Below are 13123 nucleotides of genomic sequence, written 5' to 3'. Positions count from 1 at the left end.
CCGACGCCCAGGGCTTCGGCTCCGAACTCGGCACCGACCTCAGCTGAGCCGCGCGTCCGCGGCGTCGGCGGCGTCCGCTGTGTCCGTGGTCTTCAGGTCCTGTAGCCCGACGACCCGCAGCAGCTCCAGCCGCTCCGCGGTGACGCTGCCGGGCTCCGCGGTGAAGACGAGCAGCCGCTGCGCGCCGCCGTCGTTGACCAGCACCTCGCAGTGCAGCTCCAACAGGCCGACGACGGGATGCAGGACCCGCGTCACGTCACTGCGCCGCTGCGCGACGTCGTGCTCGGCCCAGTAGGCGGCGAACTCCGGCGACGTCGCCAGCAGCTCGGCCACCAGCCGCGCGGCGCGGCGGTCCTCGGGCCGGGCGGTGGCGACCGCACGCAGGTGGGCGGCCTTGGAGCGGCCGAGCCGCTCGTGATCCTCGGCCGGGAACTGGTCGCGGGCACCGGGGTCGGTGAACCAGCGGCGGATCAGGTTGCGCTCATCCGGGCCGCGCGAAGCCGCGTCGCCCCACAGCGCCTGGGCCATCGGGTTCTGCACCAGCACGTCCCCGAGCTCGGAGATCACCTGGGCCGGGGTGTCCCAGAGCCGGTCGAGGATGAGCAGCAGCCCGCGACGGACATGGTCGGCCACCGTCCGGTGGGCGGGCGGCTGCCGTCCGGAGAGGTGGAACAGGTGATCCCGCTCGTCGTAGCCCAGGCGCAGCGCGCGGGCCAGCGCGGCCAGCAGCTGGGGCGAGGGACGCGGACCGCGCTGCTGCTCCAGCCGCGTGTAGTAGTCGGCGGACATACCGGCCAGCGCGGCCACCTCCTCCCGCCGCAGCCCCGGCGTCCGCCGCCGGGCGCCGTCCGGCAGGCCCACGTCGGCGGTGTGCAGCCGTGCCCGGCTGCGGCGGAGGAAGTCGGCGAGTGCGGCGCGGTCCACGGGACGTTCCATGCCTTCCAGCTTGCCCGCCCCGACGGGTGGGATCCAGGGATCGCCGATCCCTGGATCGACGGGTCTCTCCTGCCTTCGGCTCGCCGCGTCCAGGCTAGTGGTCGCAGGGGCCGGACGTCACGCCCGACCCGGGGATCCGAAAGAGACCGATCATGACGACGATACTGGTGACGGGCGCGACCGGGCAGGTCGGGCGGCGCTTCGTGCCGCGGCTGCTGCAGTGGGACGGAAGGAAGCTCCTGCGGATGGGGAATCCTGTGGCGGACGTCGGCCATTGCCTCGATCGACTCACGCGCCTGGACCTTCCGGGACGAGGGCCGTTGGCGTCCCGTGATGTGCAACACCTTTCCTTTTAGCCGAGGTTGGCACTGTCAAGGCCCTCGTCCCTGAGCACCGCGAAGTCGAGGGTGTACGCCTGGGATGTGCGCGGGTCTTTGCGGTGGTGAAGTTGCTGTTGCACTTGCGGACGCGTGCCTTCAGCCGCCGGCGCTGTCCCTGCGGGAGGAGGCCGGCGAGGGCGCCAGTCGGACACGCCGTAGCAGGCCGCCGTGCGCCGGTCTTGGGCAGGATGGCGCTGCAACCGGCGGCTGAGGAAGTCCGCTCCTACGCTGACATGTCGGAGGCTTCAGATCGTTTCGTCGAGCCAGTCGAAGATGCGGGCGACGGTGAGTCGTAGTGCGCCGGGGTGGCAGTGGGCGTCCGCGCCTTCCTCTTCGGTGAACGTCAGTAGTGTCCTGGGCCCGGTGAGGTGCGCGTACAGCTTGCGCGGCTCCGTGTCGGTGGAGTCACCGGCGTAGAAGATGTCGTCGACTGCCTCACAGACGAGGACGGGGCAGGTGATCTTCTCGGCCGTTCCGTCCTTGAGGTGGTACTGGAGGTAGGCGGCGAGGAATTCGCGGTCTGTCGCGGTGCCCGTGACGTAGCGACCGTGGTCGTACGCCCAGCGCATGACCGGGCTGTTGGCGCGGGCGGTGGCGATCATCTGGTCGAGTTCTTCGTCGTGTTCGGCGCCGGCTCGCTGGACGACTTCCTCGTGTTCCAGGGGGAGATGCGCGGTGAGCGCGGTGCCCGTGTCGTAGACGCCGTCGACCGCGACGACGGCGGCCAGGCGCGGCTCGTAGGCCGCTGCGCGGGGCGCGAGGCAGCCGCCCAGGCTGACGCCGAGGAGTGCGATCCGTGCGGGGTCCACGCCCGGGTCGTCGGCGAGGAAGTCCAGAACCGGGCTGACGACGTTCTCCCAGTCGGGCCGGAAGGTCAGCTGGTCGCGGTGGATCGCGCTGGGCTGTCCGGGCCCGTCGAAGGTGAGGACGTGGTAGCCGCGTTCCTGTCCACCGGACGCGCCGAAGAAGTGCAGTTCCTCGGCGGCGCCGTCGAAGCCGTTGTGCATCACCAATGTCGGTTTGGGCGCTGCGCCCGGCGCCCGGTAGAAGTAGCCGCGCAGCACCGTGTTTTCGTAGGGAATCTCGATGGCGCTGATACCGGGCACGTGCGCGATGGCGGTGCGGAAGCATTCGACGCTGCGGTCGTAGGCGTAGGTGATGCGTGGGTCGTCGGGGTTGCCGTGCAGGAAGAACTCGGCCGCCCGGTAGTAGGTGGAGGCGCGCAGGAGAGTGTCGCGGGCGCTGATGGGGTGCATCGTGGCGGCCTCGGCGGCCAGCCGCTCCGCCGTCGCCAGCCAGGCGTCGTGCCAGCTGTCGTAGTCGCCGGTGGTGATACGGGAGGCGGTGGCGATGATCTCGCCGACGTCTGATCCGCCGTAGCTGGCGAATCCCAGGTTGCGCAGGGTCTCGAACCAGAACTGGGTGTCGCCCTCGAACATCAGCTGCTTCATGGCATCTCCCGTTCTGCGAACGTGCGGAAGCTGTGCGGTGGGCGGCCGGTGAGGCGCTGGACGGTGTCGGTGGTGCGATCCTCGGCCCCCTCGGCGATGGCGCGGTCCATGCCGGCGAGCATCGCGGCGAACTCCGGGGGCAGGGCGGCGGCCAGGCGGTCGCGCATCTGCTCGTAGGTCAGCTGCCGGTGCGTGACGGTCCGGCCCGTGAGTTGGGTGAGGACGGCGGCGATGTCGCCGTAACTCAGCGCCTGTGGACCGGTGATGATCAGGTCGGTGTTCGGGGCCTGAGCGTCGGTCAGTGCGTGCACGGCGACGGCGGCGATGTCGTCGGCGTCCACGAACCCGACACGGCCCTCGCCGGTGGCGGTCAGAATGGTCCCGTTCGCTCGGATGCTCTGCGCGTGCGGGTGGTCGCCGGTGAAGTTCTGCATGAACCACGAGGGCCGTAGCACCGCCCACTCGTCGAACAGGCCGGGCAGGGCCTGGTGCACCTGTCCTGCGGCCGGGCCGCCGAAGGGGATCGCCGAGGAGCTGAGCAGCACCGCGCGGCGCACCCCGGCTGCACGGGCCTGCCTGAGGAAGGGCAGCATGAGGGCGGCCGGCTCCAGGGAGCCGAGCGGTGGGATGAGATAGACCCGGTCCGTGCCGCTCAGGGCTTCGTCGAACGTCGCGGGATGGTTCCAGTCGAAGCGGACGGCCTGAGCGCCGTCCACGGCGGTGGCACCTCGGCTGGCGGCCTTGACGCGGTGCCCGCCTGCGGCGAGTTGGGAGGCGACGCGGCTACCGGTGGTGCCGGTGGCCCCGATGACCAGGGTGGTGCCGACAGTGGTCATCAGCTCCTCCCCGTGAAGTCGCTCGCGGGGTCCTGGAGAACCGCGAGGGGGTTCCAGTAGTCGCGGTAGCGGGTGATGAGGCCGTCCTTGACGGTCACCACGGCGATGTAGGTCATGTCGAAGGGGCTGTCGGTCTCCACCAGACGGCCCACCCCGCGCATTTCGACCACGATGGTGTGCGCGGTGGTGGTCTGGTGGATCTCCACGTCGGGGAAGTCGTGGAGGTCGATGTGGTCGGGGTAGTCGCGCATGTAGTCGGCGACCGCGGCCTTGCCTTCCAGCCGCTTGGGCCACCCTTCGGGCGCGAAGGGGAACTCGAAGATTCCGTTGTCGTCCCAGAGGTCGACCCAGGCGGGGATGTTCTTGTCCAGCAGCAGTTGCAGGCCGTGGCGGTACAGGTCCGCCGGTGCCGTGTTTGTGGGCATGGGTACTCCGTCCCGTACGATGCGGACCGAGGGTCCGCTTCATGTTGCGACGATACGGACCTCGGGTCCGCTTTGCAAATGGAGGAACCGCATGCCCGAACGCAAGCCACGCAAGGACGCCGCCCGCAACCGGGCGGCCGTCCTCGCGGCAGCCGACGACCTCTTCGCTCACTGCGAGAGCCCCGAAGCCGTCACCATGGCCGACATCGCGGCAGCAGCCGGCGTGGGCAAGGCAACGCTCTTCCGTGCCTTCGGCGATCGCACCGGCCTGATCCACGCGCTGTACGAAGCACGGCTCGAACCGATCAGGAACGCCGTCGAGGAGGGTCCGCCACCCCTGGGGCCCGCCACCCCGCCTCTTCAACGGGTACCCGCCCTGCTGGACGCCGTCCTGTGCTTCAAGCTGGACAATCGCCACCTGGCCTTGGCCCTTGAGGGAACCGGCAGTGACAGTCCCTACCAGGCAGGGCACTACGAGCGGTGGCACAGCACACTCCAGGCCGTACTGGAGCAGATTCCCGGTCTCACCGACAGTGGCTTCACCGCCCACGCACTGCTCGCGGCCACCCGCGCCGACCTCGTTGAACACCTCACCAGCCGGCAGCACATGCCCCGCGAGCAGATGCGGGCACACCTGGCGGCCTTCACCGCCAAAGTCCTGGACTCTCGCGCACCACTGGATTGAATGCCGAGGATTGGTCAAGATCGGGGTGACCTGGGCCGTGCACCCGGGTGCTGGTGTCAGAAGCATGCTCCGAACCGGGTAGTTCACCGACGGGCAGCACAGTGAACCTGACGAGCTCGTCATGAGCCAGTCACGTGTGATGAACCCCTCGCCGCTCAGGGAGGGGTCAGCTCACCGGACGGGCCTACACCGCCCCGCACTGTCACTTCGCCTTCCCGTTCTGGGAATTGCCTGTCGTCTTTCCGCCGCCCTCCGGCTTACCCCCGCCACGGCCGTCGCCGGTGCCATCCGGCCCGAGTAGTTCGGCGCAGTAATCGGCGACAGCCGCCTCGCTTCCCGCCGCCTGGACCAGGCGGCGCAGTCCGCCGGTCGGATGCGGGTTGCCGTGCGACTGCCGGGCCGTCCGGTAAGCGGTGCACAGGCCGCGCAGGGACTGCGTCGCATCACGTGGCTCCGCCGCTCCCGAGGACGACGGCGCGCCGGTGCCCTCCGGCCCGCCTGCCGCCGCACTGGAGCGCCCGTTGCCATCTGGCACTTCCCCAGGCATAGGTGCCGTCGAAGGCCGGGCCGGTGCCGAGGCGGAGACACCGGCTCCACCCGGACCTGGTTCCTGCCTTCCGGAGAAGGGCAGGCGGAGTCCTCCGGTCTGGGCGGCCACAGCCACTCCGCCGAACACCAGCGCCCCCGCCACCGCACCGATCCCCACCTTGAACGAGCCCGGCATCCGCCGCCGACCAGGCTGGCGCACGCCCGCCCGCGCGGTCCGGAAGGCCGCTACCGCGGCATCCTCCCCGGCCGCGGACGGAGCATCGTCGGCGACGACCGGCGCGGTGGCAGCCGCCTGCAACAGCGCCGACAGTGTGCGGAGTTCCTCGACGCCGGTGGTGTCTTCCGCTTCGCAGCGCAGCAGTTGCTCGGCCTTGCGGTCGTCCAGCCGGTTCCGCTGTTGGTCCTTCACGCGGTGTCCTCCTGCATCGACGCTCGGCCCAGGACCGGTTGTGGCGTCCGGCCGGTGCGCAGCACCTCGGCCAAACGCCGAACCCCCCGGTAGGCGCAGACGCGCACCGCGCCCGGGCGTTTGCCCAGCACCCGCCCCGCGTGCTTGGCGTCCAGCCCCAGCACGACCCGCAGCAGCACGGCCTCGCCCTGCTCGCGGGGCAGGCTGGCGATCAGGGCCAGCGCGCGCTGGGTCGATATCGTTTCGAGCGCCTCATCTGCCGTGTCGGAGTTCGACGGCAGCTCCCGCAGGTCGCTCTCGTCGCCACCTATCAGGGGTCTGCGACCAGTGCGCCGCAGATGGTCGAGCGCCCGGTTGCGGGCCACCTTGGCGGCCCAGCCCCGGAATCCTTCGGCATTCCCCCGGAAAGAGCCGAGGTCACGTGCGATGTGGAGCCATGCCTCGGACATGACGTCCTCGGCATCGGCGCCGCCCACCAGCGTGCGCACATAGCGCAGCAGCATCGGGTGCACCGCCCGGTAGAGCCGGCGGAAGGCTTCCTCGTCACCGGCCTGCGCGGCGTGCACGGCATCCGAGAGAGCGGCAGCGTCCCGCTGCCGGTCCCTGGCCGTCGGGCCTCTGCTCGCCTCGCGCACGGCGGCCATCCTGCCTCATGCCTGGGGCGCCGCCGCGCTGTCGATCTGATTCCTCCCGCTTTCTCACACCTTGTGTCGGCGGCACGGGCCGAGGTGTAACACCCGCAGCCGCATTGGCTCTCTATGTGCGGTCGGCCAAGCGGGTCGGTCAGGACAGGGGACGCAGCCAGTGCAGTGGACGGACGAAAGCGGCAGCACGTATGGAAACGACCCGTACAGCAGCGGGCGCTCGCACCCGTACGGCTCCGGATACGGCTCCGCATACGGCTCGGGATACGGCTCCGGATACGAGTGCGGCGCCAGTGCCACCACCGACACGATCACGATGCCCTGGGACCCGGAGCAACTCCTCCCATGGATCGGCAAAAGACCTGGAGAGTACGCGGACGGTGCATTTCACACCGAAGCGGCATGGTATGGCCCCGACGGCACACCCCCCGGCACCCCGCCCCGCCTTCGACCCGGCACAGGCCTGGCCCGACCAGGCACCGGACGCTCCGTGGGGCCACTTTGCCCCCAGCGGCTCGGCAACCCGCAACCCGCAACCCGCCCAGCACGAAACGCCGCAGTGGTACTGAGAGGACGGTGACTGAGTCATGAGCGGAAACCGGCGACGACCGCCGCAGCGCGACAACGGCGCAAGGCCCGTCCTCAGACACCTGGTCCGGGGCAGCCGAGCCCTGGCCAGCCGAGCCCTGGGCAACCGTGCCTCAGGGAACCAGCGGCCTTCCGAGCCTCGCGCAGAACGCCGCGTCCCGAGGACGGCGCCGTCCCAGCGCCGGTGGATCGACTACCCGCGTCGGGGCAGGACCGGCCCGCGCCGCTGGCTGCCGTCGGTGCGGCAGATACTGGCGGGGCTCCTGCTCTGCTCCGGCTCCGTGGTGGCAGCCGTCGGTTGTGCCTACGCCACGGTCACCATCCCCAACCCCAACCCGTCAACGCTGCTGCAGAACAACGTCTACTACTGGTCCGACGGCACGGTGCTGGCGACCGACGGCAGTGTCAACCGGGAGAACGCCACCCTCGACCAGGTGCCGCTGGACGTGCAGTGGGACTTCCTGGCTGCGGAGAACACCTCTTTCTACACCGACCCGGGCATTGACCCGCAGGGCATCCTGCGCGCCGTGATGCACATGGCCGAGGGCGGTTCCGTCCAGTCCGGTTCGACGATCACCCAGCAGTTCGTCAAGAACACCTACCTCGACCAGTCGCAGACGATCACCCGCAAGTTCAAGGAACTGCTGATCTCAGCCAAGGTCGGCGCTGCCATGTCCAAGCAACAGGTGCTCCAGGGCTACCTGAACACTTGCTTCTTCGGCCGGCAGGCCAACGGCGTGCAGGCCGCCTCCCGCATGTACTTCAACCTCCCGGTGCAGAAACTGAACGTCAGCCAGGGAGCCTTCCTCGCCGCCGCGGTCAACGAGCCGAGCCTCTACCAGTACGCGGACTCCGACCCAAAGGCCCGGGCACAGGCGGAGAAGCGCTGGTCCTGGGTGCTCGACCGGATGGCGACGATCGGCAGGCTGACACCGGCGCAGCGGGCCAAGTACACCGCCGCCGACTTCCCCACGCCCACGAAGTGGACACCCGGCTCAGGGCTGCACGGCCAGACCGGCTACCTGGCCGAACTGGCCAGGTCTTATCTGCAGGAGCACGACAAGAACATCACCGACAAGGGCCTGAGCAGGGGCGGTTACCAGATCTACACCACGTTCGACAGACAGCGGACCACGGAGCTGAACCAGGCCGTCGACAAGGTGAGCAGGCAACGCCTCGACCCCGCACACCGGTCCGTCGACCGCAACGTCCAGATCGGAGCAGCCTCCATCGATCCCACGAACGGAAGGATCGTGGCCGTCTACGGCGGTCCCGGCTTCGACCAGGCCCACTACGCGAACAACGCCGACACCTCAGGCGTCCCGGTCGGCTCGACCTTCAAGCCGATCGTCCTCGCCGCCGCGCTCCAGCACGGAGCCGTGCTGCAACCCGGCAAGCCCGCGGAACCGATCACCCCGGACAGCAAGTTCAACGGTGACGACGGCATCCAGATCAAGGACCAGCAGGGCAACTACGTCACCGACACCAAGGACCCCACCGGGTTCCTCCACCAGCACAACGACACCAACTACCCCTGGAACTACATCGACCTGCGCAAGGCGATGGAGCAGTCGGTCAACACCCCGTACGTGCAACTGGGCGAAGACGTCGGCTACCGCAACGTGGCGACGACGGCGGAAGGCCTTGGCCTGCGTGCCCACAGCCTCGCCTCCCCCAGCGCAGGGTTCTTCATCGGCACCTCGACACCGAGTGCCATCCGGATGGCCGGTGCCTACGCGACCTTCGCCGCCAACGGCATGCACACCGACCCCTACTCGGTGGCGAAGGTGACCTACGACGGCAGCCCGCTGACCGACTTCACGCCGCCCACACCCCTGCGGGCTCTGCCCGCGGCGGTCGCCGACAACGTGACCGACGTCCTGCGTGGTGTCATCACGCGCGGCACCGGAACCAAGGCCCAGGCACTCGGCCGCACCGCCGCGGGCAAGACCGGCACCACCGACGACTACCAGTCGGCCTGGTTCACCGGCTACACCCCCCAACTCTCCACCTCCATAGCCCTCTTCCGAGAGGACCCGAACCACCCGCAGCTGCTCTCCCTGGAGGGCGTCGGCGGCCTGCAGAAGGTGTTCGGCGGCGACATTCCCACCGAGATCTGGACCCAGTACATGCATGCCGCCCTGGTCGGCCAGCCCGATGCCCCCTTCCCCACCCCTGCTCCACTCGGACCCGGCACCAACGAACCCGGTGTCCCGTCCCCCTCCCCCTCCCCTTCAGCAACGCCTCCGGCCAAGAAGGACAGCACCTCCAAACGGACGACCGTCCCCCGGCGGACCACCACCAACCCCACCTGCCGCCACAAGTGCCACTGATTCCCCACCGCGGGTACTCGCCGACATGCGGAACCGCCGCGGTTGCCCGTCGCACGCCCCTGCCACACCAGCAGCGGCGGTAAGCGACGGGCAACCGAGGTACGGGAAGGCGGTGTGCGGTGGCCGCCACCGTCGGGGCTGCCCGCGGCAATGCGGCCAGCCCCGACGAGGACGGACCGTTCAGCCGAGTCGGCCCTGCTGAGACCTCACCGCTTGATGAGCTTGCCGACGGCGTTGGCTTCCCATACCTGGTTGGCCAGGTAGTTCCAGGAGAGGTTGATGTATCCGTGGTCGCCCCAGCCCCTGCCCCAGGAGTTCTCGACCCGCACGCCCTTGCTGTTGTAGCCGACGATGGTGATCTCATGGCCGCCCGCGAACTGTTCGCCGGAGGCCGGGTAGTACGCGTAGGAAGCGGCCTGCTGCCGGGTGAGGTAGAAGAAGCTGTCGTACACCGGAATCGCGATGGTGACCGGCTCCCGCTGGCTGAGGGCCGATTCCACATCGTTCTTGATCTGGTTGCCCGTGTGCAGCGGGGTGTAACCGGACAGCTTCCACTTCGCCGCGTTGGCTATCTCGTTCGCGGTCGGTTGGGTGGTGTAGTCGAAGTCGCCCTGCGAGTAGTCGGACTTGGAGTCGACTCCTTGCGTGGTGGCGATCTGGAAGTGCTGCTCCGGCGAGGTGCCCACGTTCTGTCCCTGGACGATCTGGGAGTAGGTGTACATGGGCGCCTGGGGTCCGCCGGAGATCCCCTGCTCGTGCTCCAGGATGCTGTAGGCCGAGTAGTCGATGGACCACGCGACGCAGGCGCCGACCTGGCCCTGATCGCCTGGCGTGGCGGCGTACTTGGTCAGATCGACGCTGGCGGGAAGGGCCTGGCGCTTCTTCTTCGGCTTGGTGGCGTCGATGGTCGGCCGCGGAGCGGTGGCCTCCAGTCGTGGCTCGACGGACTGACGCAGCATGGACTGGCGCCACGCCGACTTGGACGGCACAGCGCCGAGACCGAACGGGTGCCTTTTTCCGCTCGCAGCCCGCGGTGCCTGACTGGGGGCCTGGTCGTGACCGGGCACGACGGTGCTCGCCGAGGAGACCCCGACGGCCACGGCCACGATCGTCCCGGCCGAGGCAAGCGCGATGGCAGCACGTGCCTTACCGCTGATGGTCTTCCACTTGTGGGAAGCACGAGACATTGATGTTCTCCTTCGGGATGGCATGTGCCTGACAGCCTGGAATGGACGCCTTCGGAGCGCCCCTGAAAGCCGAACGGGCCGGTGCCCCAGCGCCGGTGGGTATGTGTCGTCAAGCCCCGCCGCGTGCCAGCGCGTTGCCCAACGGGGGGGATGGACGTGGGTACTTGCCTTGGCGGTCAGCCGGTGAAGACGCGCCGTACGTGGTTTCCGCGCGATCGAGACGAAGTCAACAACGGCCCTACCTGCCTGAGGTGATGGGAACAGTCCGCGGCGCATCGTTTGACAACGGCGAATGCTTCGCGGGCGGTCCCGGAACGTGGGGGGAAATCGGCAGCGCCCCTGAGGAATTCAGAGCTGCCGGAGCTGTAGTGAACTGGACGCTTTCGAAGGCATGTCCAATGAGCAGAGGAAGTTAGCCGGGTCAGGCGCTCCGATCAAGCCCCAAGTGGCCTACGTCACAACCTCTGTTGGTCGGGACGCGGGCCTGGAGGGGCCGTGCGGCCTGCGGCGCCGCAGCTCGCAGCACATTGCCGGCACTTGCGCCATTCAATCGCGATGCACACCGCAGCCAATCCACAACGGCGCGTGACGTCATCGCCGATGGCGCGCGGCAAACCCGGCAGAGGGCCTAAATGTCCTTACAACACCGGCAATGTGGCACTGATGTGGCGGAATTAGGCGACTCGTCGAGGGGCTCCAGAGAAGCCCGGAGAAGAATTTCAAGGTTTCTGTTATCCGGCCTGCCCTGTCAGGGTCTCCCAGGTATCGAAGGCATGCGGACACGTTGCGACAGGGAGCGAGGACGGAAATGACACCAGAGCGTGAGGCCACGGTCGTCGCGAACGCGCAGGCAGGGGACGAGCGGGCGCAGAACGAGCTGATCGCCGAATATCTACCGCTGGTCTACAACATCGTCGGACGCGCACTGCACGGTCACGCGGATGTCGACGACGTGGTGCAGGAGACCATGCTGCGCGCACTGGACGGAATGGCCGGCCTTCGCAAACCCCACCGCTTCCGCGCCTGGCTGGTGGCCGTGACGATGAACGAGATACGTCGGCACTGGCACAGCAAACAGGCGTCGGCCAGGGATAGCAGGGTCGACGAGGTGGTCGAACTGGCCGATCCTGGAGCGGACTTCGTCGATCTGACCATCATCCGCCTGGGGCTTTCCGGTCAGCGCCGGGAGGTCGCCGAGGCGACCCGGTGGCTCGACGAGGACGATCGCGCGCTGCTGTCGTTGTGGTGGCTGGAGGCCGCAGGTGAGCTGACCCGCTCGGAAGTGGCCGCCGCCTTGAAGCTGCCGTCGCGGTTCGTCGCGGTCCGGGTGCAGCGGATGAAGGCGCAGCTGGAGGCCGCCCGGTTGGTGGTGCGCGCGCTGTCGGCGACATCGCGCTGTCCGCGGTTGGAGCCCGTCGTGGCACGGTGGGACGGTGTTCCGTCCACGCTGTGGCGCAAGCGCATATCCCGCCATGTCCGCGACTGCAGGGCCTGCTCAGGTCGGCGCAGCACCCTGATACCGGCGCAAAGCCTCCTCGTCGGCATCGCTCTGGTACCACCGACCGCCGCTCTGGCCTGGTCCGCGGCCCAAGCAGGCCACGGCGGCCCGCTCTTCAGCCCAGCGGTCCAGTTGAGCGGTTCGAACACCAGGCCCCCGACGGTGGCACGGCATGCGGCACACCGCCCGAGCAGCCGGGGTGGCAGGCAGTTCGGCGGCCACCGCCGTCCGAGGGTCCGGCCCCGAGGCGCGCACATGCTCGCTGGAGGCGCCGCGGTGACGGCTGCGGCCACCGTGATATCCGTGGCTCTCGGCTCACCGGACGACCACCACACGGTGAACTCCACCGCCGCCACCCAGCCGGTGCTGGTGAAGACGGCGCCGATAGCCAGCGCGCCACCGCATACCCCTTCGCACCCGACCACCCACCCGCCCACGGCCTCCCCGAGCCGGACACCGACCGTCGCGCCGCGCACAGCCGAACCGTCCCCGACGGCCACACCGACCCCCACCGCCTCGAACCCGCCAGCCACCCGGCCGCTCGCCGAATCCGACCCGGCCGCGCAGGTCCTCGCCCTGATCAACCAGGCACGAGCCGCCCACGGCCTGCCGCCCTACACCATCACCACCGGCCTCACCCACAGCGCGACCGGACACAACTCCGCGATGGACAACGGATGCGGCCTCTCCCACCAGTGCCCAGGCGAAGCCCCGCTGGGAGGCAGGGAGACAGCTGCGGGCGTCCAGTGGGGCGCCGCAGGAGAGAACATCGGGCAGGCATCCGCGGGACCGGATGCCCAGCAGATCGCCACGGCCGCCGTCAACCTCACGCAGGCCATGTTGAACGAGCAACCGCCCAACGACGGCCACCGCCAGAACATCCTCAGCAGCACGTTCACCCACGTCGGCATTGCCGTCTACCGGGACCCCAACGGCACGGTCTGGCTCACCCAGGACTTCTCCAACTGAGCGCCTTTCTGCGGGGATTGTCAGGCGCCGGGGGCAAGCAATGACATCGGTCGGCGGTGGCAATCGGAGATGCTGCGGGAGTGCGGGCCCCACAGGCGTCTGTGCGGGCCAGTAAGGCGATGGGCGCCGTACGCACCCGTGAGTCCCAGGCTCATAGCGCGGGTTTGATTCCCGTCACCCGGTCCATGACGAAGCCCCAGGTCAGCGACCTGGGGCTTGGTTGTTGTCTAAGT

At 69.1% G+C, this 13123-nt stretch carries 10 protein-coding genes; 3 read left to right on the top strand and 7 right to left on the bottom strand.

All coding sequences use genetic code 11. The features are described from left to right. Positions 1-39: 39 nt before the first annotated feature. The 4 genes from P2L57_RS23470 to P2L57_RS23455 form a co-directional block, all read right to left on the bottom strand. On the bottom strand, positions 40-924 hold the full coding sequence (locus P2L57_RS23470; protein ID WP_443732077.1) for a helix-turn-helix transcriptional regulator: 885 nt from the start codon (positions 922-924) through the stop codon (positions 40-42). 637 nt (positions 925-1561) lie between these two features. Continuing rightward, entirely contained in the window at positions 1562-2767 is a 1206-nt protein-coding gene (locus P2L57_RS23465; RefSeq protein ID WP_275817713.1) for an alpha/beta hydrolase family protein, read from the bottom strand. Beyond that, positions 2764-3603, bottom strand: a complete 840-nt coding sequence (locus P2L57_RS23460) for an NmrA family NAD(P)-binding protein (protein ID WP_275817711.1) — start codon at positions 3601-3603, stop codon at positions 2764-2766. The genes P2L57_RS23465 and P2L57_RS23460 overlap by 4 nt, the downstream gene beginning before the upstream one ends. Further along, positions 3603-4028 carry a nuclear transport factor 2 family protein gene (locus P2L57_RS23455; protein WP_275817709.1) on the bottom strand — a complete coding sequence of 142 codons (426 nt, stop codon included), beginning with the start codon at positions 4026-4028 and terminating at the stop codon, positions 3603-3605. The genes P2L57_RS23460 and P2L57_RS23455 overlap by 1 nt, the downstream gene beginning before the upstream one ends. Positions 4029-4119: 91 nt before the next feature. On the opposite strand from P2L57_RS23455, the gene P2L57_RS23450 reads away from it, so the two are divergent. Further along, a complete protein-coding gene (locus tag P2L57_RS23450; protein WP_275817707.1) occupies positions 4120-4713 on the top strand; it encodes a TetR/AcrR family transcriptional regulator in 594 nt (197 codons plus the stop codon). Positions 4714-4915: 202 nt separating this feature from the next. Here P2L57_RS23450 and P2L57_RS23445 read toward each other — a convergent pair whose 3' ends face one another. Beyond that, entirely contained in the window at positions 4916-5671 is a 756-nt protein-coding gene (locus P2L57_RS23445; protein ID WP_275817705.1) for a TrbL/VirB6 family protein, read from the bottom strand. Next, entirely contained in the window at positions 5668-6306 is a 639-nt protein-coding gene (locus P2L57_RS23440) for an RNA polymerase sigma factor (protein ID WP_275817703.1), read from the bottom strand. Before P2L57_RS23440 ends, P2L57_RS23445 begins: the two co-directional genes overlap by 4 nt. A gap of 836 nt (positions 6307-7142) precedes the next feature. Here P2L57_RS23440 and P2L57_RS23435 point away from each other — a divergent pair. Further along, complete coding sequence (locus tag P2L57_RS23435; protein ID WP_275817701.1) at positions 7143-9236, top strand: transglycosylase domain-containing protein; 2094 nt, start codon at positions 7143-7145, stop codon at positions 9234-9236. Positions 9237-9442: 206 nt separating this feature from the next. Here P2L57_RS23435 and P2L57_RS23430 read toward each other — a convergent pair whose 3' ends face one another. Beyond that, positions 9443-10423, bottom strand: a complete 981-nt coding sequence (locus P2L57_RS23430; protein WP_275817699.1) for a C1 family peptidase — start codon at positions 10421-10423, stop codon at positions 9443-9445. Positions 10424-11231: 808 nt separating this feature from the next. Here P2L57_RS23430 and P2L57_RS23425 point away from each other — a divergent pair. Next, positions 11232-12890, top strand: coding sequence for a sigma-70 family RNA polymerase sigma factor (locus P2L57_RS23425; RefSeq protein WP_275817697.1), 1659 nt, complete (start codon positions 11232-11234; stop codon positions 12888-12890). Positions 12891-13123: the final 233 nt, after the last annotated feature.

It is taken from the genome of Streptantibioticus ferralitis (assembly GCF_029223525.1).
Lineage (GTDB): Bacteria > Actinomycetota > Actinomycetes > Streptomycetales > Streptomycetaceae > Streptantibioticus_A > Streptantibioticus_A ferralitis.
This window is presented reverse-complemented; position numbering and strand designations above follow the sequence as displayed.

Excerpts from the sequence above, each read along its gene's own strand:
- P2L57_RS23460 (WP_275817711.1), bottom strand. The coding sequence starts at position 3,603 with ATGACCACTGTCGGCACCACCCTGGTCATCGGGGCCACCGGCACCACC.
- P2L57_RS23465 (WP_275817713.1), bottom strand. The coding sequence starts at position 2,767 with ATGAAGCAGCTGATGTTCGAGGGCGACACCCAGTTCTGGTTCGAGACC.
- P2L57_RS23430 (WP_275817699.1), bottom strand. The coding sequence starts at position 10,423 with ATGTCTCGTGCTTCCCACAAGTGGAAGACCATCAGCGGTAAGGCACGT.
- P2L57_RS23450 (WP_275817707.1), top strand. The coding sequence starts at position 4,120 with ATGCCCGAACGCAAGCCACGCAAGGACGCCGCCCGCAACCGGGCGGCC.
- P2L57_RS23425 (WP_275817697.1), top strand. The coding sequence starts at position 11,232 with ATGACACCAGAGCGTGAGGCCACGGTCGTCGCGAACGCGCAGGCAGGG.
- P2L57_RS23455 (WP_275817709.1), bottom strand. The coding sequence starts at position 4,028 with ATGCCCACAAACACGGCACCGGCGGACCTGTACCGCCACGGCCTGCAA.